This is a genomic window from Streptomyces sp. NPDC006314 (assembly GCF_040613075.1).
Classification (GTDB): Bacteria; Actinomycetota; Actinomycetes; order Streptomycetales; family Streptomycetaceae; genus Streptomyces.
The window spans coordinates 94,069-120,943 of the sequence record NZ_JBEXRL010000001.1 but is presented as its reverse complement, the minus strand read 5'-3'; the positions used below and the strand labels follow the sequence as shown (position 1 = coordinate 120,943).

Sequence of the window (26,875 nt, the reverse complement as noted above, 5' to 3'; positions counted from 1 at the left end):
GACATCCGCCATGCAGGTCCCACTCTGGTTCGCCCTGCTCGTCGTCGGCTACCTCGGCGTCAAGCTCATCCGCCCGCCCGCCTGGCTCATCGCCGTACTCCTGCTCGGCGGCTTCCTCCTCTCCGACAGCGTCCTCGCCCCGGCCATCAACGCCCTCGTCAAGTAGCCCGCCCGCGAGAGGAGACCACCCATGTTCCGCCCGAAGATCCCCACCATGCCCATGCCGACGGGCCTCACCATCCCGCCCGCCGTCATCGAGGCGACCACCATTACCCGGCACGCAGAGACTCCGCCGGCCGTCCAGCCGACTCCGGCGCCGTCCCGGCCCACGGTCCAGCTCACCACCGGCACCGTCCTCGCCCTCGTCGGCGGCGGCACAGCCGTCGTCCTGGTGCTCGGAGCCGTCCTGGTCTCCCTGCTCCTGGCGGTCGCCGTCACCGGCGCCTCGGTTGCCGTCTGCGCGGTCGTCCTGCGCTCCCTGCTCGCATCCGACGCCAAGCGTCGCTGACCGGCACCCGGGCGGCCTCGATACCGCCAAGCATCCGCCGCCCGGGCGCCGTCCCTGTCCGATCTCGCAACCGGAAGGAACCCCAAGCATGGCCCACCGCGCCTCACCCGCGACACCGAGTGCGCCCATGCCCGACACATTGCTTGACCCGATCACCCTCGGGGACGTGCTCCGCGTGGCCTCGGCCTCGGACTACGCCCGCTGGGAGGACCAGATCCGCCGCACCGGCGGCTGCTCCGACCCGATCCACCTCACCGGCTGGGTCCTCCACAAGGACAAGACCACCGGCGAGACCCTGCACCACTACTCCACCGAGAAGGAGCCGGGCGGACGCCTCCGCCTCGCCTGCGGAAACCGCCGCGCCTCCCGCTGCCCCTCCTGCGCCTGGACCTACGCGGGCGACACGTACCACCTGATCCGCGCCGGCCTGGCCGGAGACGACCGCCGCGACATCCCCGCCACCGTCCGCGATCACCCGCGCGTCTTCGCGACCCTCACGGCACCCTCGTTCGGCCCGGTCCACAACCGCCCCGATCACGGCACCTGCCGCTGCGGCACCCGGCACGCGCCCGACGCTCCGGAGCTGGGCACCGCGCTCGCTCCGGACAGCTACGACTACGCGGGTGCCGTGCTGTTCAACAACCACGCCGGACAGCTCTGGCAGCGCTTCACCACGCGACTCCGCCGCGAACTCGCCGCCCGCGCCGGTCTGCCCCGCCGGGAACTCGCCGAACACCTCCGCGTCTCGTACGGCAAGGTCGCCGAGTTCCAGAAGCGCGGCGCCTTGCACTTCCACGCCGTCGTACGCCTCGACGGCCCGGAGGGACCCGGTACAGCCCCGCCCGCCTGGGCCACGGTCGACCTCCTCACGGACGCTGTACGTGCTGCCGCAGCGCACTCGTACACGTCCGTCTCGGTCCCGGCTGCCGGTGACGAGCCCACCCGTACCTTCCGCTGGGGCCGCCAGCTCGACGTCCGCCCGGTCAAGGCCTTCGGTGACGGCTCCGACATCACCGAACAGGCTGTCGCCTCGTACGTCGCCAAGTACGCCACCAAGGCCGCTGAGAACACCGGCACTCTGGACCGCCGCATCGGCGAACTGTCCGAACTCGACCGACACCAGGTCCCCGACCACACCCGGCGGCTCATCACCGCATGCCGAGACCTGGACAGCCTCTACCCGGACCGGCGCCTCTGGGCCTGGGCCCACATGCTCGGCTTCCGCGGCCACTTCTCGTCCAAGTCGCGCACCTACTCCACCACTCTCGGTGCCCTCCGCCAGGAACGCGCCGACTACCGCGCCGCCCAAGAGGCATCCGTCCTGGGCCTCGACGACCGCGAGCCGGACACCGTCCTCGTCCTGGCCGACTGGCAGTACGCCGGCCACGGCCACACCCCGGGTGAAGCCGCACTCGCCGCGACCATCGCCCGTGGCCTCCAGACCAACCGCGAAACCGCCCGCGACGCCCTCCTGAACGAAGGGAGCACGGAATGACCACGGCCGTTCGACCACGACGCACCATGCTCACCCTCGCGGAGGTCTGCGAGGAACTGGCCATCTCCCGCTCGACCTTCTACGACTGGCGGGCGAAGCGCCGTGCGCCGCGCTGCATCAAGCTCCCGAACGGCGACCTCCGGATCCGGCGGAGCGACCTCGATCACTGGCTCGACGACCGCGAGGACGCGGCCTGATGGAGACGACGTACGACGTGAAGATCTACAAGATCCTCACCTACAAGGGCGCCCGGAAGACCACGTACACCGTGCGTTGGGTGGTCGCGGGCAAGCGCTGGCGTGAGCCCTTCAACACCGTCGCGCTCGCCGAGGGTTTCCGCTCGGAACTCATCCGGGCCACGGGCAAGGGCGAGGCCTTCGTCATCGCCACGGGTCTCCCGGTGTCTCATCGCTCCAAGTCGGCTGCCATGAGCTGGTACAGGTTCGCGGTCGAGTACGTGGACGCTCGTTGGCCGCAACTGGGCGGCAACAGCCGCAAGAACATCGCAAAGACCCTGACCGCCACCACCATCGCCCTGCTGCGGGCAAAGCCCACCCAGTTCGCACCTGCGGCCGTGCGGACGGCCCTTCGCGAATGGGCGTTCAACACCAACCGACGTCCGGACGCGCCCCGAGACGTGGCGGCCATCCTGAAGTGGGTGGAGCGGAATTCCCTGCCCGTCTCGGCCTGGGAGGACCCGGAGAAGGTCGACCAGGTCCTGCACGCCATCGACACCCGCCTCGATGGCAAGCAAGCGGCGGCCTGGTCCCGGAAGCGCAACCGTCGGATCCTCAACGTCGCCATGAAGTACGCGCTCCGGCGGCGCATCCTTCGGACCAACCCCCTTCCCAAGGGCAAGGAGTCGACGGCGGTCACGAAGACCACGAACGCCGTGGACAAGCGGTCCTTGCTGAATCCCGAGCAGGCGGCGGCGATCCTCGACTGGATCCGGCGTCGGCCGCGGGGCGGCAAGCGGCTCCATGCCTTCTTCGCCACGTTGTACTACTGCGGTCCCCGGCCCGAGGAAGCGGTAGCCATGCGGGTGGAGGACGTGACCCTGCCGGAACCCGACGCCGACGACCAGTGGTGCGAGCTGCTGATCCACACAGCGACGCCGGAGATCGGGAAGCAGTGGACCGACACGGGGGAGATTCACGAGCAACGTGACCTGAAGGGCCGAGCGGAGGGCGAGACGCGCACGGTGCCGGGGCATCCGGCCCTCACACGCATCCTGCGGCAGCACATCGCTGATGAACAGCTCCAGCCGGGTGATCTGCTCTTCCAGGGTGAGTTCGGTGGCATCCTCGCCGGCTCCGTCATCCGTCGGGCGTGGCGCAGCGCGCGTAAGGCCGTACTGCCCCCGCACGTCTTCGAGTCGCCCACTGGGCGGCGCGTGTATGACAACCGAAACACGCGCCTGACAAAGTGGCTCAACGACGGCATCCCGCCCGCCCAGGTGGCCGAGTGGGCCGGTAACAGCGTCGCCGTGCTGCTGGCGACCTACGCCCGGTGCATCGACGGGCAGCTGCCGGACCTGAAGCGGCGGCTGGAAGCCGCGGGTGATCTTCCGGAGGCGGAGGTGCCGGGCGCTGGCTGATCTTCCCCCGGTCGAGAACTTCGACACGTATTCGACACGGCCACCCGCGAAAACCCGGTGACAGCCGGACAGCCCCGGACCCGACCCTTGATCATCAAGAGGGCGTCCGGGGCTTCGTCGTACCCGCTGACATCCGCTATGACCAGCAAAAAGCCCTCCCAGGCGGGAGGGCGGAGCGTGGGCGCCCCCGGCAGGACTCGAACCTGCGGCCAAGCGCTTAGAAGGCGCCTGCTCTATCCACTGAGCTACGGGGGCCTGGTGCGGGATCAAGGATAAAGCTCCCTGCTCCTTGACCCGAATGCTTCGCCTCCGGGGCTCGATGTGGAGGTTCGGTGAAGCGGTCCTGATAATCGCAGGCAGGTGCGAATCGTGCACCGCTTTTGGCGCTCGACGCCCCGGGTGTTGTGCACTCGTTATGCCTGGACTGCACCCGTGTCCCGGTCGTCCCTTCCGTCCGATGTGTCCTGTCGGCGCGCAGACATGTCTATATGCTTCAGAATTCCCCTAAAATTGGGCATTCTTCGCATGTGGTGACCTTGGACGTACGGCCTCAGCTGCTCGACACACTTTCCGCTCTGCGCGACCGTGTCGCCGCCGCACGCTTTCCGCTGCCCCTGGCGGGCGCTCCACGCGCGCGTGCCAACCGCGACGAGCTCCTCGCCCAGCTCGACGACTACCTGGTCCCCCGGCTGCGGGAGCCAGAGGCGCCGTTGCTGGCCGTCGTGGGCGGGTCCACGGGCGCGGGCAAGTCGACCCTTGTCAACTCCCTTGTGGGGCGGCGGGTCAGCGAGGCGGGCGTGCTGCGGCCGACGACCCGGACACCGGTTCTGGTCTGCCATCCGGAGGACCATCACTGGTTCAGCGGCATGCGCGTGCTGCCGCACCTCACGCGTGTATGGGCACCCCGCCGGGACGCCTCCGACAACTTCCTGACGTCCGGCGAGGACCCCAGACACGTACTGCGCATCGAGACCGCCGACACCCTGCAGCGCGGACTCGCCCTCCTCGACGCCCCCGACGTCGACTCCCTCCTCGCCGACAACCGCTTCCTGGCCGCCGAGCTGATCTGCGCGGCCGATATCTGGATCATGGTCACCACGGCCGCCCGCTACGCCGACGCCGTCCCCTGGCATCTGCTGCGGACCGCCAAGGAGTACAACGCCGCCCTGGTGACCGTCCTCGACCGGGTGCCCCATCAGGTCGTCTCGGAGGTCTCCCGCCAGTACGGCGCCCTGCTCACCAAGGCCGGGCTCGGCGACGTACCCCGCTTCACCGTCCCCGAGCTGCCCGAGTCGGCCTGGGGCGGCGGCCTGCTGCCCGCCACCGCCGTGGCCTCCCTGCGAAGCTGGCTCGCCCACATCGCCCAGGACCCCGGCGCCCGGCAGCAGGTCATGGCGCGCACGGTGTACGGCCTCCTCGACTCGCTCAAGTCGCGCATGTCCGAACTGGCCGGCGCCGCCGCCGCCCAGTACGCGGCCGCATTGAGGCTCACCTCCGCCGTCGACAGCGCCTACGACAACGAGCACGCGCGCGTGCGCGGCCGTCTGAAGTCCGGGGCCGTGCTCGCCGGAGACGCCCTCAAGCGCTGGCGGGCCTTTCCCCTCGACTGCACCGCCGGCGAGCTGCTCGACGCTCTTGTGGAGAGCCTGGCCGCGCTGCTGCTGTGCGCCGTCACCGCAGCCGACGAGCGGGTCGACGACGCCTGGCGACGCGAGCCCGCCGCGGGCGCCCCGGGACTCGCCGGCCGCGGCCTCTCCGTGGAGAGCGCCGAGCACCGCATCGGTCTCGTCGTACGGCGCTGGCGGCGTGAGCTGGAGGAATACGCCGAGGACGAGGTGCGGGAACTGGAACGTACGGTCGCGCCCGACTCGGAGGTCGTCGCCGCACTGGTCGCCACCGCCCTGCTGGGCGGCCGCCGGGCACGTACCGCGGGCGAGGGGCTCGCCGAGCGGCTCGGCGCGCACGGCGCGCTGCGGTTGCGCGACCGGGCCGGGCGGCTGCTCGCCGAGCACGTCGACCGCGTCATGCACGCCGAACGCGAACGGCGTCTCGCCCCGCTCGACGCCCTGAACGTCCAACCCGAGCCCCAGGCCGCACTCATCGCCGCGCTGTCCGTACTGCAGAAGGAGAGGTGACCGGTGACCGCCGTCACTGACCAGGACCACACGGATCACACCGACCACATGGGGCACATCGGACGCATGGAGCACGGCAGCGACAGCGGCAGCGGCAGCGGCAACGGGCCCGGACCCGGGCCCGGGCCCATGGAGCGCAGCGGTCACACGGGCCCGGGCGGCGTAGGACCCCACGCGCAGGGCGACGGTGCGACGGTGCCGGGTACGCACTCCTCAGAGGCCGGCAAGGGGGGCACCGGCGAGGGACGCGTGGTGCACGGCGGCAGGGGGGTCGCCGGAGGGGGCCGCCCGCTGGACGGTGGTACCGGTGACGGCCCGGTCGGTAGCACCGGTGCTGCCGACCGCCCGGCCACCGCCTCCGAGGACGGGGGCGAGGACGGTGCGCGGTACGCGTCCGTGGAGGACGCGGGCAGGACAGCGCCGGGTGGGCCCGCCTCGGTGGTGGACAAGGACCAGGTCGCGGGCGAGGGCATGGAGCGGGGGCAGCTCGCGCGCGGGACGAGTACCGACGCGGGCAACGGTCCCCGACTCCACCCGCCGAAACCGCGCCCCACCGCGGAGGATCCGGAGCCCCGCCCGGCAACGGAGGCACCGAAGCCGCGCCCCTCCGACGACGCACCGAAGCCGCGCCCCTTCGAAGAAGCGACGAAGCCACGCCGCACCGAGGAGGCGACGAAGCCGCAGCGCACCGAGGAGGCGACGAAGCCACGCCGCACCGAGGAAGCACGCAAGCCGCTTCCCGCCGATGAGGCGCCGGCCCCTCGGGCCGTCAAGGAGGAAGCGAAGTCCAGGGCCGCCGAGGAGGTATCGGCCCCTCGGACCGCCGAGGAGGGCGTAAAGTCCCGGTCCGCCGATGAGGCGCCGACGCCTCGGGCCGCCAAAGAGGACGCGGAGTCCCGGTCCGCCGATCAGGCGCCGGCCCCTCGCGCCGCCAAAGAGGACGTGGACTCCCGGTCCGCCGATGAGGCACCGAGCTTCCGGGCCACGAAGGAAGCACCCCAACCCCGGGCCGCCGAGGAGAAGGAAGCACCCAAACCCCGGGCCGCCGAGGAAGCGCCGCAATCCCGCCCCGGCGACGGGGCGCCGCAATCCCGCTCCACCGACGAGGCGCCGAAACCCCGCCCCACCGGTGACGCGACGGCCGAAGCCGACTCCGACTCCTCGGAGGCCTGGGACGACGGTCTGATCGCCCGGCGCGTCACGGAGGCGACCGCCGCCGCCCTCGCAGCCGAACGCGCCTCCGCCTCCGCCCTGGAGACCCCGAGCCGTGGACCGGGCAGCCACAACCCCTCCCCGCTGGCGTTCGACGGCCCGCTGCGCTCCCGCCTGGACGCCCTGCGTGAACTCGTCGGGCTTTCCCGCACCCGCCTGGACAGCCGTACCCTCGCCGAGGCGGGTCGCGTCCTGGACGAGGCGGCCTCCCGCCGCAAGCTCTCCGGCCGGCACACGGTCGTAGCCATCGCGGGAGCGACCGGCAGCGGCAAGTCGCAGCTGTTCAACACCCTCGCCGGAGTGGCCATTTCGGAGACCGGCGTACGGCGTCCGACCACCGCCGCACCCATCGCGTGCAGCTGGAGCGACGGCGCGGCGGGCCTCATCGACCGGCTGGGCATCCCGGGCCGGCTGCGCCGCCGCCCGCTGCAGAGCCCCGAGGCCGAGACGCAGCTGCGCGGACTGGTCCTGGTCGACCTGCCCGACCACGACTCCGCCGCCGTACAGCACCGCGAACAGGTTGACCGGATCCTGAAACTGGTCGACGCGGTGATCTGGGTGGTGGACCCCGAGAAGTATGCCGACGCGGTTCTGCACGAGCGCTACCTGCGGCCCATGGCCGGGCACGCGGAGGTCATGTTCGTCGTCCTCAACCAGGTCGACCGCCTGCCCGGGGACGCCGCCGACCAGGTTCTGGACGACCTGCGGCGGCTGCTGGACGAGGACGGCGTCGCGCTCGGCGAGCACGGCGAACCGGGTGCCACCGTGCTCGCGCTGTCCGCGCTCACCGGTGAGGGCATCGGCGAACTGCGCGAGGCACTCGGCCAGTTCGTGGCGGAGCGCGGCGCGGCGGCCCGCCGGGTCGCGGCCGACGTGGACTCCGCGGCCGCCGAGCTGCGGCCCGTCTACGCCACCGGGCGGCGTGTCGGCCTCAGTGAGGACGCGCGCGAGGAGTTCGCCGCACGGCTCGCGGACGCGGTGGGCGCCACCGCGGCGGGTGAGGCGGCCGAGCGGGCCTGGCTGCGCAACGCCAACCGCGCCTGCGGCACCCCTTGGCTGCGGCTGTGGCGCTGGTGCCAGGGCCGCGGCGAACCCTCCACGGGCCGCACCCCGGTGCGCGCCCTGGCGGACGAGGAGGCCACGGCCCGCCAGCGCGTGGAACAAGCGGTCCGTACGGTGTCCGACCGGGCCTCGGCCGGGCTGCCCGCGCCGTGGGCGCAGGCGGTGCGTGAGGCGGCCGTACGCGGCTCCCAGGGGCTGTCCGAGGCGCTGGACGACCTCGCGGCGCGGGCCGGGCTGCCGCCGGGCCGTCCACCCCGGCCGGGCTGGTGGCCGGTGGCGGTACTGGTCCAGGCGTGGATGACGCTGCTGCAGATCGTCGGCGGCTTGTGGCTGGTGGGCCAGATCGCCGGTGTCATGGCTCCCAACCTGGGCGTGCCGGTGCTGCTGATGGTGTGCGGGATCGTGGGCGGCCCGCTGGTGGAGTGGGGCTGCCGCATGGCGGCCCGGGGGCCCGCACGGCGCTACGGCCAGGAGGCGGAACGGCGGCTGCGGGAGGCGGCCGCGAGCTGCGGCCGGGCCCGGGTCCTCGATCCGGTGGCGTCGGAACTGCTGCGGTACCGGGAGGTGAGGGAGCAGTACGCGCGCGTCGTGCGGACCGGGGCCGGGGTGGTGTGAGAACGAGGGCTTCCGGGGGTGGTGTGAGGGCTTCCGGGGGTGGTGTGAGGGCGAGGGCTTCCGGCACGGGGTGAGAACGGGGGCTCTGGGCGTGGGGTGAGGCGGTACCGGGAGTGGCGTCACTCGTGTAGGTGGCGGGGTTTTCCACACGGGGGTGGCCGTCCACAGCGTTCAGCGGGCCCGGCCCGGCGGAGGCAGTCTGGCTCCACGCGATCGCACGGCGGTTCCGGCCGGAGGGACGGCGGGGCCTGCGGGCGGTCGGCGGACGTGCGGGTGCGTGCGGCAGTCGTACGCACCCGCACGGCAGACGCAGTCGTACGGGAAGGGCCCGTACGCGTGTCCGCCCGGCCGGAAGGGACCGGCCGGGGGAGGGGGAGCGAGGACATGAACGAGACCATCGTCTGCGTGGTGGGCAACGTGGCGACCCCGCCGGTGTACCGCGAACTGCCGGCGGGTCCGTCAGCCCGGTTCCGGCTGGCGGTGACCGCCCGTTACTGGGATCGGGAGAAGAGCGCCTGGACGGACGGACACACCAATTTCTTCACGGTGTGGGCCAACCGCCAGCTCGCGGTCAACGTGGCCGCGTCGGTGGAGGTGGGCCAGCCGGTCGTCGTGCAGGGCCGGTTGAAGGTGCGCACGGAAGTGCGGGACGGGCAGCAGCAGTGGGCGTCCGCCGACATCGACGCGGTGGCGATCGGCCACGACCTGTCACGCGGCACCGCGGTCTTCCACCGCGCGGCCAAACCGGAGCCGTCGCAGACGGCCGCCCGGCCCGAGCCGGACTGGGAGACGCCGCGGCCGCCCACGGACACCACAGACCGTGAGCCGGTACAACCGAGCGTGGCGCCAGTGGCGGTGACGTGACGTCAGGCAGACGGGCCACCGCCACCCTTCCGCTCCGCGCTGCGGCTTATCGGCGAATCCGTGCCGAACACCCCTTGCGCACCGACGATTTGTCGATAAGCCGAACTCGCGAACGGACCCCCCGATAACGATTGCGGATCGGATCGGCCATCAGATGATCCGACCGGCGGGTGAGGCTCCGCCTGATCCATAGGATGCCGGGCGTGCCCCTTGGGGCTGCCGATTCTGCTGGTGGGACCGTCCCCCACGTCCAACTGGTCCTGCTCGAAGGGGAATTCTGTGCTTGCTGCGCTCTCTGGGTTCTGCCGGTCCACCGGGGCGGCCCGCCTGGCCGCCACCACCGCGGTGTCCGGCCTCGTGGCGGCCGGTGTGCTGTCCGGCGCCGGTACGGCCGTGGCCGACGGGACACCGCAGACCCAGGGCGGGGCGACGGCCACGATCAGCGGTCTCAAGACCTACGGCCAGGCCGTGATCCACGCCGACGGCGGCGATCAGCGCGTGTCCGCGGGACTGTTCGAGATGTCCGTGGACGGCGGCGGCACCCTGCAGACGTACTGTGTCGACCTGCACAACCCGACCCAGCGCGACGCCCGGTACCAGGAGACGCCCTGGAGCGGCACCTCGCTCGGCGCCAACGACGACGCCGGCAAGATCCGCTGGATCCTGCAGAACTCCTATCCCCAGGTCAACGATTTCGCCGCGCTCGCCCGGCAGGCGGGCGTGGGCACTCTCACCGAACAGGATGCGGCGGCCGGCACCCAGGTGGCCATCTGGCGGTACTCGGATGGTGCGAAGGTCGAAGCCGTCGACCCGCAGGCGGAGAAGCTCGCCGACTATCTGGAGAAGAGCGCCCGGAACCTCGGCGAGCCGCAGGCCTCGCTCACCCTGGACCCGCCCGCGGTATCCGGTCGGCCGGGTGACCTGCTGGGACCGGTGACCGTGCACACCAACGCGGGCGCGGTCACGGTGACCCCGCCGGCGGGCGCGGCCACCAGCGGTGTGCGCATCATCGACAAGACCGGCAAGGTCCTCACCTCGGCGAAGGACGGAAGCCGCCTCTACTTCGACATCCCCGAGGACGCGGCGGACGGCACGGCCCAGCTGACCCTGCAGGCGTCCACCACCGTGCCGGTGGGCCGCGCCTTCGCCTCCGACAGCCGCAGCCAGACCCAGATCCTGGCCGGCTCCAGCGAGTCCACGGTCTCCGCGACGGCGACGGCCACCTGGGCGGCCAAGGGCGCGATACCGGCGGTGTCGGCGCGGGAGAACTGCGCCAAGGGCGGGGTGGACATCATCGCGGCCAACAAGGGCGACAAGCCGTTCACCTTCGAGCTGATGGGCACCGAGCACACGATCCCCGCGGGCGCCTCCCGTACGGTGACCGTCCCGCTCCAGGAGGACCAGGCCTACGACTTCACGATCACCGGCCCCAACGGTTTCAGCCACCGCTTCACCGGCGTCCTGGACTGCAAGACGCAGGGCACGATCACGACCGAGACCACCCAGCTCCACAACCAGCCCAGTCCGGCCACGGTGGGCGGCGCCGCCACGGACACCACCGACCTGGCCGCCACCGGCGGCTCCGCGATCACCCCGCTGATCGCGGGCCTGGCCATCGGCCTGGTCGTCATCGGCGGCGCGGTCCTGGTCCTGCTGCGCAACCGGGAGCAGACGGGCGGCTGACCGGGCCGCTCCGGGCCCGCCATGACAGCCCACAACGAGCACCGAGCCGGGCGCCCCCGGTGAAAACCCCCAGGTCGGGGCGTCCAGCTGGGCGGGTTTCCGCCCGGGGGTTGCGCCGGCAACGCGTCGTGCAGCTGGCCTCGCCCCGCCTACTCACTTTCCGGCGACCGCTCCGCCCAGCTGCTTCACATCACGCACCGCGGACAGCACATGGGTGGAGTCGGTCCGCGCACGGCCCCGGACGGCGATCAGGTCCCGCCGGGCCGCTGCCAGCACGGCGTCCACGATCTCCCCGGCCTCCGTCCGCTCCGATGAGCCGGTCGCGGAACTCCGACAGCACCGAATAGTCGAACCCCGCATCGGCCAGTTCCGGCCCGAGTGCGTACTTCCAGTCGCGGGAAGGCCGCCCGCGCCACCCGCACTGTCTCCGCCGGAGTCTCCCCCAGCCCTGTCGGCCGCATCGACATCGACACCCTCCCCAAACGACGTCGGCTCCCAAGACCACAACCGGGTCTTGGGAACCGACGTCACGCGAGGGCCCGAATCAACCAACAGCATCCTCACACTGAGGCCGGGCCATGGGCATGCTCAGTTGCATGAGTGCCTACGGCACGATCCGGACTCGAACGTCACCGACGCGCAGGCAACGGCGTGCGTGGGCAGAAGCATCGTGCCTGACGCTACCGGCGATGGCGAGGCGTGTCCTGCCGCGGCGGCATGGTCAGTGTGATCTGCCGGACGAGCTGCTGGAAGCATGCCAGTGACGCGAAGGCGGGAAGGGCGGCTCCGGCGATACCGGTGAAGGTCCTGTCGGCCTGAGCCACACACAGCATCATGGCGACGGAGGAGAACAGCAGAACGATGAACCATGAGTGCACGGCTCGGCGCTGATGCAGGGCACTTCGCAGAACGGAGAGAGAGGCCACCATCCAGGGGCCATACACGAGAGTAGGCCACCAGGGAATCGTGCCGCTCTTCGAACTGGACGTGATGTTCTGCAGAGGTTCGTAGGCCACCATGCCACCGAAGACACTGACCATCGCCACGATGACGGCAACGAATGCGACGATGAGGAAGCTGCCGGCCTCCAACCACTTGAGTCGGAGTTTCCGGACACGGCTCTTCCGATGCCCGGTGGAAGAGCGTTGGATGGGCGGCAACTGACCGGTGATCTGTGCCAGGTTCTCCATCGGGTCGGCGAAGTCGGCGCCGGGTGACGGATCGCTGCGAGGTGGCGGGACCGTGGCCGCCTGCTCCGCTGGAACAGCCTCCTGCAAGAGATAGGCGAGTTCCTCGACCGGGTCCCAGCCCGAGTCGGGGGGAACCAGGGGAGTCCCTGAGTGCAGGGCGTCTACAGGACTACCGTGCCAGCCGGTACCCGACCTGTAGGGGTATGCGTCGGAATACCAGTCACGCGGCACAAACGAGGGATCCGCATAGTCGTAATTCATGGAGATCCGCCCCGTCACGCGCGGTCCGCGCGACAGCCGGAGTTCTGCTGGCCGTTCCACCGCTGATTGAGTTCCTCCTGGGCGGCCTCCAGCAGCGCGAGGAACTCTCGGAGCAGTGACTCGGTGGCCTGGAGTTCGACTCGCGCGCCGTCCCCGCGCAAGGTGCCACGCACGTCAAGCGCTGGGAGTGCCACACCGGGCGGGTAAGTATATTTTCTCGCTGTCACATCACGGCTCGCAGGCAGATTATCCTTCCTCGCGCCGCGATGAGGCAAGCCACGAAACCCTGCTTTCGTCATATTCGGCTAACGCCGCTCCCTCTCCCCCAGATGCGCGGCAAATGAGTGAATGTGCCGTATGGGAAACGTTGAGGAGAGCGTCTTTTAATTCATGCCATCTGCATCCCGCTCCGCACGTTATGAGTCGAGCGGGTTGTCTTCTGAAATCCCCCTGAGCAGTAAAATAGGATCGCCGGCCGACCGGTAGTGGTCCGCGGTGCCGGAAGCCCGGCCCATGATGACCGTCGACGCGCTTCACGCTCCATCGCCGCTGGGCCCGTCCTGAGGGGCGTCGGTGAAGATGAGCCGTGGCGAACTACTGATCATCAACACAGATCCCAGGCCGAGTGCCATGCGCCCAAGCACTGCGGTGCCCTCCCAGTAGTGCGGGGACCCGAAGACCACCCAAGCACCCAGCGCGATGCCTGAGATCAGCACCGCCAGTCCACTGATACGAAGTAAACCGCGACTCATGAGCTCATCTTCGCCCATGGCGGATCAGTGCTCAACTGCCGGATCGCTTCCCTCCCTTGGTCTCCAACCACCGGGGTGCCCTCCGAGCGGATGACGGACGGCCGGCGGACCTGCCGGTCGCTGTCGAGTCCGCCGCCCGGCATTCCGGCGGGGCCCGGCCGACCCGACCGGACGAGCGGCGAGTCGACCGCGTGTCGAAGTTCTCGGGCGCGTCCCCGGCGGGCCCGAACGGTGCGCGCGACGCTGCCGCGCTGGCCGAGATCGCGGCCAATGCCGAAGGCGATGCGGCTACCTGCCCCGGGGGCCACCGCCGCCGGGGAGGTCTTCTGGCACGCCCGCAACCATCAGGTGAGGGTCCGGCCGGCTGTGGCAGGCGTCTCTCGGCGAGCCACCGCCACCACCGGCGAAGCCCCAGGTCAGAGCTGTCTGACCGCATGGGTTTCTCCTCAGCGGTAGCCGTCAGGCAAGATGGGGTGTATCTGCCCACTGCCAGATTTCAAGTTGCCGGACGGTTTCTCTTGGCTGAGTTCATTTACACCATGCGCAAGGCGCGCAAAGCGCACGGCGACAAGGTGATCCTCGACGACGTCACCCTGAACTTCCTGCCGGGTGCCAAGATCGGCGTCGTCGGTCCGAACGGTGCCGGTAAGTCGACCGTGCTGAAGATCATGGCGGGGCTGGAGCAGCCCTCGAACGGTGACGCGTTCCTCTCGCCCGGCTACAGCGTCGGCATCCTGCTGCAGGAGCCCCCGCTGAACGAGGAGAAGACGGTCCTGGAGAACGTCCAGGAGGGCGTCGCCGGGATCAAGGGCAAGCTCGACCGGTTCAACGAGATCGCCGAGCTGATGGCCACCGACTACTCCGACGCCCTGCTCGACGAGATGGGCAAGCTGCAGGAGGAGCTGGACCACGCCAACGCGTGGGATCTGGACGCCCAGCTCGAGCAGGCCATGGACGCGCTCGGCTGCCCGCCCGGCGACTGGCCGGTCGCCAACCTCTCCGGTGGTGAGAAGCGCCGCGTGGCCCTCTGCAAGCTGCTGCTGGAGGCCCCCGACCTGCTGCTCCTCGACGAGCCCACCAACCACCTCGACGCCGAGTCGGTGAACTGGCTGGAGCAGCACCTCGCCAAGTACGAGGGCACCGTCGTCGCCGTGACCCACGACCGGTACTTCCTGGACAACGTCGCCGGGTGGATCTGCGAGGTCGACCGCGGCCGTCTGCACGGGTACGAGGGCAACTACTCGAAGTACCTGGAGACCAAGGCCGCCCGCCTCAAGGTCGAGGGCGCGAAGGACGCCAAGCGGCAGAAGCGCCTCAAGGAAGAGCTCGAGTGGGTGCGCTCCAACGCCAAGGGGCGGCAGGCCAAGTCCAAGGCGCGTCTGGCCCGCTACGAGGAGATGGCCGCCGAGGCCGACAAGATGCGGAAACTGGACTTCGAGGAGATCCAGATCCCGCCGGGGCCGCGCCTGGGCAGCGTCGTCGTCGAGGTCGACAAGCTCAACAAGGCCTTCGGGGAGAAGGTCCTCATCGAGGATCTCTCCTTCACCCTGCCGCGTAACGGCATCGTCGGCGTCATCGGCCCGAACGGCGCCGGCAAGACCACGCTCTTCAAGATGATCCAGGGGCTGGAGACGCCCGACTCCGGCAGCATCAAGGTCGGCGAGACCGTCAAGATCTCGTACGTCGACCAGACCCGCGCCAACATCGATCCGAAGAAGACGCTGTGGGCCGTTGTCTCCGACGAGCTCGACTACATCAACGTCGGCCAGGTCGAGATGCCCTCGCGGGCGTACGTCTCCGCCTTCGGCTTCAAGGGCCCGGACCAGCAGAAGCCGGCCGGTGTCCTCTCCGGCGGTGAGCGCAACCGGCTGAACCTGGCGCTGACCCTGAAGCAGGGCGGCAACCTGCTGCTCCTCGACGAGCCCACCAACGACCTGGACGTCGAGACGCTGTCCAGCCTGGAGAACGCCCTGCTGGAGTTCCCCGGCTGCGCCGTCGTCGTCTCCCACGACCGGTGGTTCCTCGACCGGGTCGCGACGCACATCCTCGCCTACGAGGGTGAGTCGAAGTGGTTCTGGTTCGAGGGCAACTTCGAGTCGTACGAGAAGAACAAGATCGAGCGGCTCGGCCCGGACGCCGCGCGTCCGCACCGCGCCACCTACAAGAAGCTGACCCGGGGCTGATCGATCTTGCGCCACATCTACCGCTGCCCGTTGCGCTGGGCGGACATGGACGCGTACGGCCACGTCAACAACGTGGTGTTCCTCCGCTACCTGGAGGAGGCCCGTATCAACTTCCTGTTCCGCCCGGACAAGGAGTTCAAGCAGGGGTCCGTGGTGGCGCGCCATGAGATCGACTACAAGCGACAGCTCGTCCACCGGCACGAGCCCGTGGACATCGAGCTGTGGGTCACCGAGATCAGGGCCGCGTCCTTCACTCTCTCCTACGAGGTGAAGGACGGCGACCTGGTCTATGTCCGGGCCTCGACCGTGATCGTCCCGTTCGACTTCGAGGCCCAGCGGCCGCGGCGGATCACCGCGGAGGAGCGCGAGTTCCTCGAGGAGTACACGGACGCGGCCGAGGACTCCACGACCGAGGGGGAGGCCGTCGCCGCATGACGGTGCTGCACCTCGCCGACGAGACGGAGGCGGCGGACCTCGCCGCCTTCCTCTCCCGGCTGCTCCACTACGACCGTGGAGCCGCGGTGCGCCTGCAGGCGGCCGGCACGGCACTCGCCGTCTTCGGGCGGCCGCCGTCCTTCGAGGTGCTGGCGGTGCGCGCGGTGCGGCTGGCGAAGCCGTACGAGGACGGGCTCGACGTCACCCTCGACGTCACCGTCTCCGCCGGTGAGTTCCTGGAGTCGGTGGACGAGCGGGCGGCCGTCGCCGCCGTTCCGGGCGCGGTCACCGGTCCGCCATGGGCCGGTGTGCTGCCGCCGCGCGGCGGCTGGCAGCCGGAGCCGGGGCTGCCGGGCCCGGACGCGCTGCGGGCGGCCGTCGCCGCGGCGGTCACCGAGTTCCGGTCGCGTACGGAGGAGCTGGCGCCCGAGGAGCGTATCCGTGCGGAGCTGGACCGGATCGGACGGGACATCTGGTCCCGGGAGATCGGGCGGACCGGGCTTCCGGTGCGGGCCGTGCACGCGGCGCAGTCCCTGGGCTTCCTGCGGCCGGGGGCCGAGCCGGCCGACACCGGGCTGTTCTCCTCGGGGGCGTGGCTCAGGCTGCGTACGCCGTACGGGTCCGTCGCCGTCCGGCGGGCCGGGCTCGGGTCCCTCGGCGTCAGCGTGCGCTGAGCGCCGTTCACGCTGCCGTCTCATTCCGTGTCGTCCGGCCATACCCCGGTGTGATCGGACTCCAGCTCCAGAGCCACGCGCTCGCGCATGTCCGGGGCGCGGAGGTACTCGGCGAGGAGTTGCAGGCGGCCCGCGCGGTCGAGCACGGCGTACTCGCGGGCGACGACCGTCCATGGCCGGTCGTGGCGTCGATCCGGCTGCGCCGCAGCCTCGGTGGAGGGGCTGCCGTCGCGGATGGCCACCGTGCCGCGGACCTCGCTCGCGACCGCCTGGTCGTGGGTGACGATGACGATCGTGGTGCCGAGGGTCTCGTCGGCGGTGCGGAATCGCGCGCGGGAGGCGCCGCGGGCCCGCGACGGCCGGGTCCCGTCGGCGCGTTCTGCTGAGCGGCCGGGCCACGAGCAGCAGCGCGTACCCGGCGAGCAGCGCGAGCTGCAGCGCGACGATCAGCAGGGTGGAACGGGCGACCCTGATCAACCCCGGTAGCGGGGCCGTGCGCTCGCCCCCGCCGTGATCAGTCCGGGGTGTTCACCATCGACGCGGCGGCGTAGGTCAGGTAGTTCCACAGCGTCCGCTCGTGCTCCTCGGACAGGCCGAGCTCGTCGACGGCCACCCGCATGTGCTTCAGCCAGGCGTCGTGCGCCGCCCGGTCCACCGTGAACGGGGCGTGCCGCATGCGCAGCCGGGGATGGCCGCGGTTCTCGCTGTAGGTGGTGGGGCCGCCCCAGTACTGGATCAGGAACAGGGTCAGCCGCTCCTCGGCCGGCCCCAGGTCCTCCTCCGGGTACATCGGCTTCAGGATCGGGTCCCCGGCGACTCCCTCGTAGAAACGGTGGACCAGCCGGCGGAAGGTGTCCTCCCCGCCGACCTGCTCGTAGAAGGTCTGCTCCTGAAGCGTGCCGCGCCGAATCTCTTTCACCCGTCCATGGTCTCAGACCGGGTGACCCAGGACTCAAGACTTAGGACCGGAGCGGACCGGGACCGGCGGCTCGCCCTACTGTGGAGCCATGGGTGCCCATGACACCGGGATCGACGGCCTGGCCGCCGCGGCGCGGGCCGCGCTGGTGCGGGAGATCGACGCCGACGGGGCCTGGGCGGGGGAGCCGGTGTGGCGGGAGGCGTTCGCGACGGTGCCCCGGCATCTGTTCGTGCCGTACTACTACGTCGCCGGGCGGGGCGGCTACGAGCGCCGCTGGGGCGAGAGCCCCGAGCGGGAGGCCCGGGAACGCTGGGCGCGCGGTGCCTACGCGGACGTGCCGCTGGCCACCCGGCTGCGGGACGGCGAGCTGCTGTCCTCCAGCAGCCAGCCCTCCCTGATGGCGCGGATGCTGGTCGCACTGCGGGTCGAGGAGGGCGACCGGGTGCTGGAGGTGGGCGCCGGCACCGGCTACAACGCGGCCCTGCTCGCCCACCGGCTCGGCGACGACGACCTCGTCACCACCATCGACCTGGAACCGGAGATCACCGAGTCGGCCCGGCAGCACCTGGCCGCGGCCGGGTACCACCCGGTCGTCGTCACCGGCGACGGGGCGCGCGGGGTACCCGAACGCGCCCCCTTCGACCGGATCATCGCCACCTGCGCGCTGCCCACGGTGCCGCGCGCCTGGCTGGCCCAGTGCCGCCCCGGCGCCCGCGTCCTGACTCCGCTGGCCACCGGCCTGCTGGCCCTCACCGTGCGGGACGCGGAGCACGCCGAGGGCCGCTTCCTGCCCTCGGCCGCCTACTTCGTACCGCTGCGCGGCGAAGGCCGGACGGAGCCGGAAGAGGTGTCCCTGGCCGGGCTGCCGGGCCGGGCCCGCGAGCAGGACCTGTTCCGCTTCCTGTGCGCCCTGGCCCGGGGCACCCTCGAGCCGCAGGGGGCCTACGCACTGTGGGAGCGCGAGGGCGAACCCGATCGCGGACGGTACGGCGTCACGGTCGCCGGTGAGCACGTCTGGGCGTGGCTGGACGACCCGGAGGGGCCGTACCTCTGGCCCCTCCCCTGATCACCCGAGGCCCTTCCCCGCGTGCTCAGCCCCGGCGGATGGTGATCGTCGTCCAGGCGCCCACGTGCACCCGGTCGCCGTCCCGCAGCGGGACCGGGACGAACGGCTGGATCGGTTCTTCCGAGCCGTTGACCGTGGTGCCGTTCGTCGAGTTCTGGTCGACGACCGCCCAGCTGCCGTCCGGCTGCTGGACCAGCACCGCGTGCTGGTGCGAGACGCCCGGGTCCTCCGGCGGCACCGACAGGTCGATGTCGGGGGTGTCGCCGGTGGAGTGCCGGCGGCGGCCGATGGTGACCTGGTTGCCGGAGAGCGTGCGCTGCTGCTCGGGCGAGTACGCGGGCAGGTTCAGTCCCGCTGCCTCGGGGCCGGAACGCTGCATCATCGCCATGAAGTACTCGCGGTCCGGGCTGACGGTCGCGGTCCAGGTGGCCGGGTGCTGCGGCGCCTGCGGGAAGCCGGGGCCGGCCGGGGCCTGTGTGCCACCGGGCTGCGGGTAGCCGTACCCGCCGCCCTGGCCGCCGGGTCCCTGGCCCGGTCCCTGTCCGGACGGGCCGGTGGACGACGGCGGGGAGAGCACCCAGTCGTCGTCACCGCCACCGAAGGACGGGTTACCGAAGGACGGGCCACCGGAGGGGGGACCGCCGGCCGGGGGCCGGCCGGTCTCCTGCGGGAAGGCGGGCGGAGCGGACGGTCCCGACTGCTGGAACGCCTGTGCGGCGCCGCCGGGACCGGCGGGCGGGGTCGGGCCGGGCGGCGGCGGTACCGGACGCGAGGGATCGCCGCCGAAGCCGGAGGGACCGGGCACGCCGGGACCCTGGGGCCGGCCGGGCGGAGTGGGGCCACCGGGACCGGACGGCTCACGGCCGAAGGACGGCGGACCGGAGGGACCACCGGGACCCTGTCCCGGACCCCCGCCGAAGCCGGGGCCCTGACCGGGATTGCCCCCGAATCCGGAGGGGCCGCCGGACCCGGGGCCCTGTCCCTGGCCGCCGCCGAAGCCGGACGGGCCACCGGGACCCGGTCCCTGACCGAAGCCCGGTGGGGGTCCCGGCGGACGCCGGTCGCCGCCGAAGCCGGACGGGCCCGGGGGAGCCGCGGGGCCCGGTGGGGCCGGCGGGCCGGACGGTCCGCGGTCGCCGCCGAACGGCGTCGGGCCCGACGGCTCGCTGCCGAAGGACGGGATCGGCTCGGCGGGCCGGTTCACCTGCGAGGGCCGAGAGCCCTGGTACTCGTACGGGTCACCGCCGCCGTACGTCGCGCTCGGCGGCTCGAAGCGGGGCTGCGGCGGGCGCGGGGCGGCCGGGGTGTAGGAGGTGGCCGTGTTGGTCAGGAAGTTCCACCGGCACTCCTCGCAGAACGGCGCGCCGCCCTCGCGGGGCGTACGGCACTGCGGGCACAGCTCCGGCTCGGGCGCGCCCGACGCCTGCGGGCGGCCGCCGGGCTGGGTGCCCTGCGGCGGCGGGAAGCCGTAGCCACCGGCGGGCGGCGGCGGAGGGGGCGGAGGTACGGCACCGGCCATGCGGTGACCGCAGACCTCGCACCAGTCGTCGGAACCCGACTGGTGTCCGTTCGGGCAGGTCGGCATGTCGGTGCTTCCCCTTCTCCTAAGGGTCCGGCTGGATCGCTCAATCGCTTCCAGGGTCACTTCTTTACACGAACAGTCTTTGTGGACCGGGTCTCCAGAGTCATCTCATCGGCCTCCGCGACCTTCGTCTTCAACCGCACAGTACCTGTCGCGGCGTCGACCACGTCCACCACCTTCGCAAGCAGTTTCGCAGTATCGGCGTTGCCCGAGGCGCTCGCGAGCTGAACCGCGCGCCCCAGTTTGGCGGTTGCTCCATCGAAATCACCCGCTTTGCGAAGGTCGAGGCCTTGCTGGATGGCTTGGGCCAGTTCGGCCTGCCCGGTGTAGTGAGCGACTTGGGGACTGATCGAGGTGGAGGACGTCATGTCGTCGGTCCACACGGCCCGTACGAGCCCCTGTGCGCCGAGGTTCTGTACCGTTCCGTCCGTTTGCGGAACGACCAGGAAGACCCGGGCGGCGAGCATCTCCTGGCCGAGCCCGGCCGGCGGAACCTCCACACACAGGTGGTAGTCGCGGGACTCGTCGCCCCAGGACCCGGTGGGGTAGTCCCCGGCGCGCGGCCCGGCCTCGGTGCGCCGGCCGGTCAAGTCCTCGACGGTGGGGGCGACTTGCTTGACGAACTTGATGGTGGCTCCGACCGGCGTCCACACCCGGAGGGTGACGTCGGCGACCTCCTTGCCCATCGCCGACTCCATCATCCGCGTGAAGTCCGCGGCCAGGCCGGCCGGGTCGGCGACGATGTCGGCGGTGCCGAGCAGCGCGGAGGCGATCCCTGTGACTTCTTTCACTTCCCAGTCGGTGCCCACGCCCCGGGCGTCACAGGTGAACCGTCCCGCGCACGCGTCCAGCGTGGCCCTCAGGTCCTGCGGCGACTCGTGCTCGTTGCGGCCGTCGGTGAGCAGGATGCCGTGCCGGATGGTGACGTCCGCCGAGGACAGCAGCCGGTCGGCGAGCCGCAGCCAGGTACCGATGGCCGTACCCCCGCCCGCGCTGAGCCGGCGCAGCGCGTGCCTGGCCTGCTCGCGGGTGGTGGCGTCGGCGACCGCGAGCCGCCCCCCGCCCGGGTAGACCTCCGCGGCCACGTGCGTGCCGCCGATCACCGCGAAGTGGGTGCCGTCGCGCAGGGTGTCGATCGCGGCGGCCGTGGCGTCCCGGGCGTTGCGCATCTTGGTCGGCGGGTAGTCCATGGAACCCGAGCAGTCGACCATGAGCGCCACGGCGGCGGACGGCCGCTGCCCCGGTGTGTACACGGACGGGGCGACGGCGCCGCCGCCCGTCGCCGTCACCGTGACGATGGCGTTGACCTCGCGGCCGCCCTCGGGCAGGTACTCGTTCTGGTAGACGTCCACCGAGAACCGCGGCACGTCCGGCTTCGCGAAATTGGCCATGCTTGATCGACTCCCCCTTGGCGCGCCCCGCTGACGCGAGGCGATGAGTGTGGACGGACCGGTCCCCACCGGCCCGCCGCGGCTTCCCCGTCCACCAGACGTTCTGGCAAGGCGTTCGGTATGCCGTCTTGTACGGCCTCAGGCCGATACTGCCCCCTGCGGCGGCGCCGGGAACGGCAGGACCGCCACTGTTACGTTGTCGTGGCCCCCGCCGTCCAGGGCGTGACCGACCAGCACGCGGGCGCTGTGCAGCGGACGCGTCACCGCGTCCGCGGGTACGACCTCGCACATCTCCTCGGCCGTCTCGGCGTAGTTCCACAGGCCGTCGGTGCACACCACCACGACACCGGGCCTGTCCGGCTTGAAGGAAGCGGTGTGCGGCTCCAGTTCGTAGGCGTCCGCGCCGAGCCAGCCGGTGATCGCGTGGGCGCGTTCGTCGGCGTACGCCTCGGCCTCGCTCATCAGCCCGGCGGCGACCATCTGCGCGGCCCAGGAGTCGTCCTCGGTCAGCCGGGCCGGGGGCGCGCCGCGGTCGGCGGGCACCCAGTAGACGCGGCTGTCGCCGACCCAGCCGACGACGAGCAGCCCGTCGGTGACGATCGCGCCGACGATCGTGCAGGCCGGGGCGTTCTGGTGCGGGGCCTGCTCGCGTGCCGTGGCGGGTTCCTCGGCGAGCGCGTTGACGGCCTGCGAGGCGGCGACGATCGCCTCGTGCATGGCCTGCTGCGGATGGGTGCCCCGCGGCAGGGCGGCCAGCAGGGTGTCCCCGGCCGCCTGGGAGGCGGCCATGGAGGCGTCGTCGGGGCGGGTCGCCGAGGAGACGCCGTCGCAGACGACGGCCAGGGCGGCGGACGTGCCGTCGGGCAGCGTGGTGTGGCCGACGGCGAAGGCGTCCTCGTTGCGGTGGTGGCGCAGGCCCCGGTCGCTGACGGCGGCGACCGGACCCGACTCCCGCTCCATGTGGTCGCGTTCGCGGGGCTGGGCGTGCCCGCAGTTCTCGCAGTAGCCGTCGCTGTCCACCCGGCCCGCCCGGCAGGCCACGCAGACCTGGACCGGATCGGCGGCCGGCCCGGCCGGTGCGGCCGTAGCGGCGACGTCGGCGGCCGCGCGCGGGTCCGGCGCCTGCAGCGGGTACTCGTCGGGCTCCGCGGGCCGGTCGAAGCGGACCCCGGGCGCGGCCGGTTCCTCGGCGTGCAGGGGCCTGCCGCCGGAGTCCGTGCCGGGCAGGTCGACCGGCAGATGCACCGCGGGCGGGGTGCTTCCGGAGCCGGGCGGCTCGGGGGCCGGCCACTCCACGCCGTCCCCGGGCGCGGGGGAGCCGGTCATGGTGAGGGTCGGATGGTCCTGCGGCGGGGCGGGGACCACCGTTAGGTCGTAACCGCACGCTCCGCAGAAGAGGTCACCCGACTCGACGGGCTCCGCGCAGCTCGGGCACTTCGACAGTGCGGCCTGCTGGGGCATCTGCGACATCAACTACACCCACGTCCGGGGGCGGTAACGGTTGGCCCGTTCCACCAGCTCGATCCTCTCCTCGCCGCCGGGCGCCAGCCGGGCCAGCGTGCGGTAGGCGCGTTCCAGGCCGAAGCGGAGGCCCCGCTCGTCCAGCGCGCTGCCCAGCAGCACCCGTCCGCCGGCGGCCGGCGGGGCGGTGCCCTGCCCTCCGGAGAGTATCCAGTCCAGCGCACCGCCGAGCACCTCCGCCGACAACAGCTCGCGGCGCGCCGGGTCGAGACCGTACGCCCGCAGCGCCTCGACCTGCCCTGCGGCGGCGGTCAGGTCGTCCAGGAACGGTACGTCACCGGCGCTCGCCGTGCGCTGTCTGAGCCGCGCCCGGACGGCGGCGACCCGGGCGGCCGTGTAGTGGATGGAGGACTCCGGCACCGACTCCAGCGTCGTCACGGCGCCGCGCCGGTCCCCGGCCGCGAGCTGCACCCGGGCCAGACCGAACGCCGCGCTCACATAGCCCGGGTCGGTCGCCCACACCAGGCGGTAGTACTCGGCGGCGTTGTCCAGCTGGCCCAGCACCTCCGCGCACAGGGCGAGCGCCAGCTTGGGCGCGGCCTCGCCGGGGAAGGCGTCGTAGATCGCGTCGAAGGCGAGCGCGGCGCTCTCGAAGTCGCCGGTGACCAGGGCGGCCACACCCCGGTACCAGACCACCCGCCAGTCGTCGGGCCGTTCCTCGTCCAGCTTGGCGAGAGACATCAGCGCGGCCTGGTGGTCGCCGCTCTCCAGCCGGGCGCGGATCTGCCGGATCCGGGTCTCCACGGTCGGCGCGGGCGCCGCGTCCAGCGCGCTGATCAACTCGGCCGGCGCGGAGGCCATGAGCCCCGCCAGGAAACCGGCGTTGGGGTCGTTCGGGTCGACGAGCGGGACCGGCAGGGCGAGCGCGGCGGCCGGGGTCTCGACGGGCCTGACGAGGGCCGGCGGGGGCAGCGCGGGACCGGGCTCGGCGTTCCGTACCGACCGGGCCCCCAGCCGGGAGACATCGCCGTCCAGGCGCGGGAACAACTCCGTGTCGGTGACCTTCACCTCGGGCCCGAACAGGGTCGACAGCGCGGGCCGTGCCTGCCCGGTCTGCATCGAGACGACCTCGCGCAGCACACCGGTCAGCTGCTCGGACATCTCCTGCGCGGAGGCGAACCGGCGGGCCGGGTCGGGGTCGGTGGCGCGGACCAGCAGCCGGTAGAAGGATTCGTAACGGCGGAAGACCTCGATGGTGTCCGGGTCGGGCAGGGAGTCCACGAAGACGTTGGTGTAGCCCTGGAAGTCGAAGGTGAGGACGGCGAGGGTACGGCCCACCGTGTACAGGTCGCTCGCCACCGACGGGCCGATCTCCGCGACCTCCGGCGCCTGGTAGCCGACCGTGCCGTAGATCGCCGACTCGTCGTCGTCCATGCGGCGCACCGCGCCCATGTCGATCAGCTTCAGCTGGTCCTCGGTCTGGATGGCGTTGTCGACCTTGAAGTCGCAGTACAGCACGTTGCGGCTGTGCAGATGGCCGAGCGCCTCCAGCGCCTCGATGCCGTAGGCGCAGGCCTGCTCCACCGGCAGCGGGTCGCGCCTCCCGTCGGAGGTGCGGCGGGAGTTGGCGATCTCCTTCAGTGACTTTCCGCCGACGTACTCCATGACGATGTAGCCGTCGAGGGAGCCGGTGCGCTGGTCGAGGTGCTCGACGAAGTTGTAGATCCGCACGATGTTGGCGTGCTCGATCTCCGCGAGGAACCGCCGCTCGGAGATGGCGGCGGCCATCGCGTCCTGGTCGCCGGTGTCCAGCAGGCCCTTGAGCACCACCCACCGGTCGGAGACGGCCCGGTCCACGGCGAGGTAGATCCAGCCGAGCCCGCCGTGCGCGAGACAGCCCACGACCTCGTACTGGCCGTGCACGATGTCCCCGCCCTTCAGCTTCGGCACGAAGGAGTACGGGTGACCGCACTTGGTGCAGAAGCCCTCCGTGCGCCCGGGGCGATCCCCCCGGGCCCGGCCGACCGGAGCCCCGCAGTCCGACCGCGAGCAGAACCGCTTCCGCTCGGGCACCTCCGGGTTCCGGAGCACCATCGCGCGCGGGTCCGGCCGGGGCACCTGCGGCACGCTCACCAGCCCGGCGCCCAGCCGCCCGCGCGTCGACGTCCCCGAGGACGAACCGGAGCTGCGCACCGACACCGAACGGCCGGTGGGCTTGCCCGACAGGGACCGGGAGAGCCGCCCGGACACCGACCGGCGCGACTTCGACGACTGGGAGGAGGTACGGGAGCTGCGCGAACTGCGTGAACTGCCGCTGTCCGCCGAACCCTTGGTGATCCCGGTGGGCGGCGAGCCGACCATGCCGGTCGCGGAGACGACCGGTGCGAGGCCGCAGGTGTCGCAGTACAGCTCGCCGCCGCCGACGTCCTCGTACGTCCCCTCGCAGCCCGGCCGCTGACAGCTCTGCCCCGGCTGGCTCATGACTGGTCCCCCTCACGGTCCTGGGGCGCGCTCGCGCTGCCGAGCAGCTCGGCCGCCAACTGCTGGTAGCGCAGCACGGCCTGTTCCGCCACGCGCAGATCGCAGGGCGCGCTCCACAGCATCCGCCGGGCCGCGTCGTACCGCTCGATGAGCAGCGGGTCCCCGGCGAGGCCGTGCCGGGCGACCTTGGCCTTGTAGGCGTCGAGCCGGCCGCGCAGCTCGGCACGGACCGCGAGCGGCGCGGTGACGGCCGTCAACGACTCGCGGGCACGCAGCAGTTCGTCCTCCGCCTTCTGCTCCAGGGACTCCAGGAGCGGGGAGAGCCGGTGCCACTGCGCCTGCCGCCGGTACTCGGCGGCGGCCGCCAGCTGCTCCTGCAACGCGGTCGGCGGGCCGCTGACGACGGGCACCTCGGTGGCGGCGATCTTCGCCAGCACCTCGCCGCGCGCCGTGCGGGCCTCCGCCAGGGTGCGGTCGGCGCGCGAGAGCACGTCCCGCAGCCGGATCAGCCGCGCCTCCGCGTCCTGCCGGACCGTGAGCACGGCGTCGATCTCCCGCCGTACGTCCTCCAGGGCGCGCGCCTCACGGTCGTACACCGTGGTGTCCGGGCGGCCGCCGCCGGGCGCCGAACTGCCCTCGGCCGGCACCCAGAAGGCGAGCGGGTCGGAGACGACGTCCTCCCGCAGCCTGGTCAGCGTGCGGGTGATCCGCTCCAGGTCGTCACCGGCCGGGTGCTCGCCCGGCCGGACGCCGACGGAGTGGGCGAGCTTGCGGGTGCGCTGGAGTTCCGCGGCGAGTAAATCGATCCGCGCGGGCAGCGCCGACCAGACGGCGTCGGCGGCGACGACCAGGTCCAGGCTCGTCGCGTACAGCTCGTTCATCCGGTCCACCAGGGTGGTCAGCGAGAACGTCTCGCTCAGCCTGCCGTTCCCGGCGACCGTGACGGACTCGCCGCGCAGCAGCTCGGTCAGCTCGACCAGGTCCTCGCGGCTGGACCAGCGGCGCCGGGAGCGGATCTCGCGGGCACCCCGCAGCGCGGCCGCGTAGGCGTCGAAGTACCCCCACAACCGGGTGATCCGCGCCTCCGTGGCCTGCCAGCGTTCCCGGGTGACGCCGGTCAGTTCGGCGCCCTCGAGGAGTCTGCGGCCCGCGTGGTCCTGCAGGGCCAGCAGCGAGGTCTCGATCGCCTCGTGCTCCTGGCCGAGCCGCGCCAGCGCACGGTCCACCTCGTCCCGGTCCATCACCGGCCCGGCGGGGTCCGTGACGCCCATCGATCACCTCTCGCTGCTGTGTGTTCCGTTCGGCTGTA

21 protein-coding genes, 1 tRNA gene and 2 pseudogenes are annotated in these 26,875 nt (G+C 71.9%); 13 read left to right on the top strand and 11 right to left on the bottom strand.

Features of this window, described 5'->3' with window-relative positions; all coding sequences use genetic code 11:
- The first annotated feature begins 10 nt into the window (after positions 1–10).
- From ABZ079_RS00515 to ABZ079_RS00495, 5 genes are all read left to right on the top strand, one after another.
- A complete protein-coding gene (locus ABZ079_RS00515; protein WP_356937149.1) occupies positions 11–166 on the top strand; it encodes a hypothetical protein in 156 nt (51 codons plus the stop codon).
- A gap of 24 nt (positions 167–190) precedes the next feature.
- Positions 191–508: a SpdD-like protein gene (locus ABZ079_RS00510; RefSeq protein ID WP_356937148.1), complete on the top strand. Its 318-nt coding sequence runs from the start codon at positions 191–193 to the stop codon at positions 506–508.
- Between the two features lie 127 nt (positions 509–635).
- On the top strand, positions 636–2,003 hold the full coding sequence (repSA, locus tag ABZ079_RS00505) for a replication initiator protein RepSA (protein WP_356937147.1): 1,368 nt from the start codon (positions 636–638) through the stop codon (positions 2,001–2,003).
- The gene (locus ABZ079_RS00500; RefSeq protein WP_356937146.1) at positions 2,000–2,200 is read left to right on the top strand and encodes a helix-turn-helix domain-containing protein; all 201 of its coding nucleotides are present in this window, start codon (positions 2,000–2,002) and stop codon (positions 2,198–2,200) included. The genes repSA and ABZ079_RS00500 overlap by 4 nt, the downstream gene beginning before the upstream one ends.
- A complete protein-coding gene (locus ABZ079_RS00495; RefSeq protein WP_356937145.1) occupies positions 2,200–3,600 on the top strand; it encodes a site-specific integrase in 1,401 nt (466 codons plus the stop codon). The genes ABZ079_RS00500 and ABZ079_RS00495 overlap by 1 nt, the downstream gene beginning before the upstream one ends.
- Positions 3,601–3,782: 182 nt before the next feature.
- On the opposite strand, the gene ABZ079_RS00490 is transcribed toward ABZ079_RS00495, so the two are convergent.
- A tRNA-Arg gene (locus ABZ079_RS00490) sits at positions 3,783–3,855 on the bottom strand.
- A 272-nt stretch (positions 3,856–4,127) separates the two neighbouring features.
- Here ABZ079_RS00490 and ABZ079_RS00485 point away from each other — a divergent pair.
- The 4 genes from ABZ079_RS00485 (at position 4,128) to ABZ079_RS00470 (ending at position 11,171) form a co-directional block, all read left to right on the top strand.
- Positions 4,128–5,735 carry a dynamin family protein gene (locus ABZ079_RS00485; protein ID WP_356937144.1) on the top strand — a complete coding sequence of 536 codons (1,608 nt, stop codon included), beginning with the start codon at positions 4,128–4,130 and terminating at the stop codon, positions 5,733–5,735.
- A gap of 942 nt (positions 5,736–6,677) precedes the next feature.
- On the top strand, positions 6,678–8,624 hold the full coding sequence (locus ABZ079_RS00480; protein ID WP_356937636.1) for a YfjP family GTPase: 1,947 nt from the start codon (positions 6,678–6,680) through the stop codon (positions 8,622–8,624).
- Between the two features lie 384 nt (positions 8,625–9,008).
- Complete coding sequence (locus ABZ079_RS00475) at positions 9,009–9,488, top strand: single-stranded DNA-binding protein (protein ID WP_356937143.1); 480 nt, start codon at positions 9,009–9,011, stop codon at positions 9,486–9,488.
- Between the two features lie 327 nt (positions 9,489–9,815).
- The gene (locus ABZ079_RS00470) at positions 9,816–11,171 is read left to right on the top strand and encodes a Cys-Gln thioester bond-forming surface protein (protein WP_356937635.1); all 1,356 of its coding nucleotides are present in this window, start codon (positions 9,816–9,818) and stop codon (positions 11,169–11,171) included.
- A 186-nt stretch (positions 11,172–11,357) separates the two neighbouring features.
- Here the strand turns inward: ABZ079_RS00470 and ABZ079_RS00465 are convergent.
- From ABZ079_RS00465 to ABZ079_RS00455, 3 genes and pseudogenes are all read right to left on the bottom strand, one after another.
- Positions 11,358–11,638: pseudogene (locus tag ABZ079_RS00465) on the bottom strand (hypothetical protein); the annotation flags it as partial.
- 213 nt (positions 11,639–11,851) lie between these two features.
- The gene (locus ABZ079_RS00460; protein WP_356937142.1) at positions 11,852–12,622 is read right to left on the bottom strand and encodes a DUF2637 domain-containing protein; all 771 of its coding nucleotides are present in this window, start codon (positions 12,620–12,622) and stop codon (positions 11,852–11,854) included.
- 14 nt (positions 12,623–12,636) lie between these two features.
- Positions 12,637–12,816, bottom strand: a complete 180-nt coding sequence (locus ABZ079_RS00455; RefSeq protein WP_356937141.1) for a hypothetical protein — start codon at positions 12,814–12,816, stop codon at positions 12,637–12,639.
- A 1,076-nt stretch (positions 12,817–13,892) separates the two neighbouring features.
- Between ABZ079_RS00455 and ettA the strand changes: the two genes are divergently transcribed.
- Genes ettA through ABZ079_RS00440 form a run of 3 tightly spaced genes read left to right on the top strand, consistent with a single transcriptional unit; the run spans position 13,893 to position 16,666 of the window.
- The gene (gene ettA, locus ABZ079_RS00450; RefSeq protein ID WP_356937140.1) at positions 13,893–15,557 is read left to right on the top strand and encodes an energy-dependent translational throttle protein EttA; all 1,665 of its coding nucleotides are present in this window, start codon (positions 13,893–13,895) and stop codon (positions 15,555–15,557) included.
- A 6-nt stretch (positions 15,558–15,563) separates the two neighbouring features.
- On the top strand, positions 15,564–15,992 hold the full coding sequence (locus ABZ079_RS00445) for a thioesterase family protein (protein ID WP_356937139.1): 429 nt from the start codon (positions 15,564–15,566) through the stop codon (positions 15,990–15,992).
- The gene (locus ABZ079_RS00440) at positions 15,989–16,666 is read left to right on the top strand and encodes a hypothetical protein (protein ID WP_356937138.1); all 678 of its coding nucleotides are present in this window, start codon (positions 15,989–15,991) and stop codon (positions 16,664–16,666) included. The genes ABZ079_RS00445 and ABZ079_RS00440 overlap by 4 nt, the downstream gene beginning before the upstream one ends.
- A 20-nt stretch (positions 16,667–16,686) precedes the next feature.
- Here the strand turns inward: ABZ079_RS00440 and ABZ079_RS00435 are convergent.
- Positions 16,687–16,998: pseudogene (locus ABZ079_RS00435) on the bottom strand (ABC transporter ATP-binding protein); the annotation flags it as partial.
- A 182-nt stretch (positions 16,999–17,180) separates the two neighbouring features.
- Entirely contained in the window at positions 17,181–17,585 is a 405-nt protein-coding gene (locus ABZ079_RS00430; protein ID WP_356937137.1) for a globin, read from the bottom strand.
- A gap of 88 nt (positions 17,586–17,673) precedes the next feature.
- Here ABZ079_RS00430 and ABZ079_RS00425 point away from each other — a divergent pair, with 88 nt between their 5' ends.
- Positions 17,674–18,651: a methyltransferase domain-containing protein gene (locus ABZ079_RS00425; RefSeq protein ID WP_356937136.1), complete on the top strand. Its 978-nt coding sequence runs from the start codon at positions 17,674–17,676 to the stop codon at positions 18,649–18,651.
- 25 nt (positions 18,652–18,676) lie between these two features.
- On the opposite strand, the gene ABZ079_RS00420 is transcribed toward ABZ079_RS00425, so the two are convergent.
- The 5 genes from ABZ079_RS00420 to ABZ079_RS00400 all read right to left on the bottom strand — a co-directional run bounded on the left by ABZ079_RS00420 (position 18,677) and on the right by ABZ079_RS00400 (position 26,837).
- Positions 18,677–20,236, bottom strand: a complete 1,560-nt coding sequence (locus tag ABZ079_RS00420; protein ID WP_356937135.1) for an FHA domain-containing protein — start codon at positions 20,234–20,236, stop codon at positions 18,677–18,679.
- Between the two features lie 56 nt (positions 20,237–20,292).
- A complete protein-coding gene (locus ABZ079_RS00415) occupies positions 20,293–21,624 on the bottom strand; it encodes a VWA domain-containing protein (RefSeq protein WP_356937134.1) in 1,332 nt (443 codons plus the stop codon).
- 138 nt (positions 21,625–21,762) lie between these two features.
- Entirely contained in the window at positions 21,763–23,094 is a 1,332-nt protein-coding gene (locus ABZ079_RS00410; protein ID WP_356937133.1) for a protein phosphatase 2C domain-containing protein, read from the bottom strand.
- Positions 23,095–23,097: 3 nt separating this feature from the next.
- Positions 23,098–25,566, bottom strand: a complete 2,469-nt coding sequence (locus ABZ079_RS00405; protein WP_356937132.1) for a tetratricopeptide repeat protein — start codon at positions 25,564–25,566, stop codon at positions 23,098–23,100.
- Entirely contained in the window at positions 25,563–26,837 is a 1,275-nt protein-coding gene (locus ABZ079_RS00400; protein ID WP_356937131.1) for a hypothetical protein, read from the bottom strand. The genes ABZ079_RS00405 and ABZ079_RS00400 overlap by 4 nt, the downstream gene beginning before the upstream one ends.
- Between the last annotated feature and the right edge of the window lie 38 nt (positions 26,838–26,875).

Bases quoted from the DNA above. Each gene is read 5' to 3' on its own strand.
- ABZ079_RS00440 (WP_356937138.1), top strand. From the start codon at position 15,989: ATGACGGTGCTGCACCTCGCCGACGAGACGGAGGCGGCGGACCTCGCC.
- ABZ079_RS00500 (WP_356937146.1), top strand. From the start codon at position 2,000: ATGACCACGGCCGTTCGACCACGACGCACCATGCTCACCCTCGCGGAG.
- ABZ079_RS00510 (WP_356937148.1), top strand. From the start codon at position 191: ATGTTCCGCCCGAAGATCCCCACCATGCCCATGCCGACGGGCCTCACC.
- ABZ079_RS00405 (WP_356937132.1), bottom strand. From the start codon at position 25,566: ATGAGCCAGCCGGGGCAGAGCTGTCAGCGGCCGGGCTGCGAGGGGACG.
- ABZ079_RS00460 (WP_356937142.1), bottom strand. From the start codon at position 12,622: ATGAATTACGACTATGCGGATCCCTCGTTTGTGCCGCGTGACTGGTAT.
- ABZ079_RS00415 (WP_356937134.1), bottom strand. From the start codon at position 21,624: ATGGCCAATTTCGCGAAGCCGGACGTGCCGCGGTTCTCGGTGGACGTC.
- ABZ079_RS00425 (WP_356937136.1), top strand. From the start codon at position 17,674: ATGGGTGCCCATGACACCGGGATCGACGGCCTGGCCGCCGCGGCGCGG.
- ABZ079_RS00420 (WP_356937135.1), bottom strand. From the start codon at position 20,236: ATGCCGACCTGCCCGAACGGACACCAGTCGGGTTCCGACGACTGGTGC.
- ABZ079_RS00400 (WP_356937131.1), bottom strand. From the start codon at position 26,837: ATGGGCGTCACGGACCCCGCCGGGCCGGTGATGGACCGGGACGAGGTG.
- repSA (WP_356937147.1), top strand. From the start codon at position 636: ATGCCCGACACATTGCTTGACCCGATCACCCTCGGGGACGTGCTCCGC.
- ABZ079_RS00515 (WP_356937149.1), top strand. From the start codon at position 11: ATGCAGGTCCCACTCTGGTTCGCCCTGCTCGTCGTCGGCTACCTCGGC.
- ABZ079_RS00475 (WP_356937143.1), top strand. From the start codon at position 9,009: ATGAACGAGACCATCGTCTGCGTGGTGGGCAACGTGGCGACCCCGCCG.
- ABZ079_RS00495 (WP_356937145.1), top strand. From the start codon at position 2,200: ATGGAGACGACGTACGACGTGAAGATCTACAAGATCCTCACCTACAAG.
- ABZ079_RS00410 (WP_356937133.1), bottom strand. From the start codon at position 23,094: ATGTCGCAGATGCCCCAGCAGGCCGCACTGTCGAAGTGCCCGAGCTGC.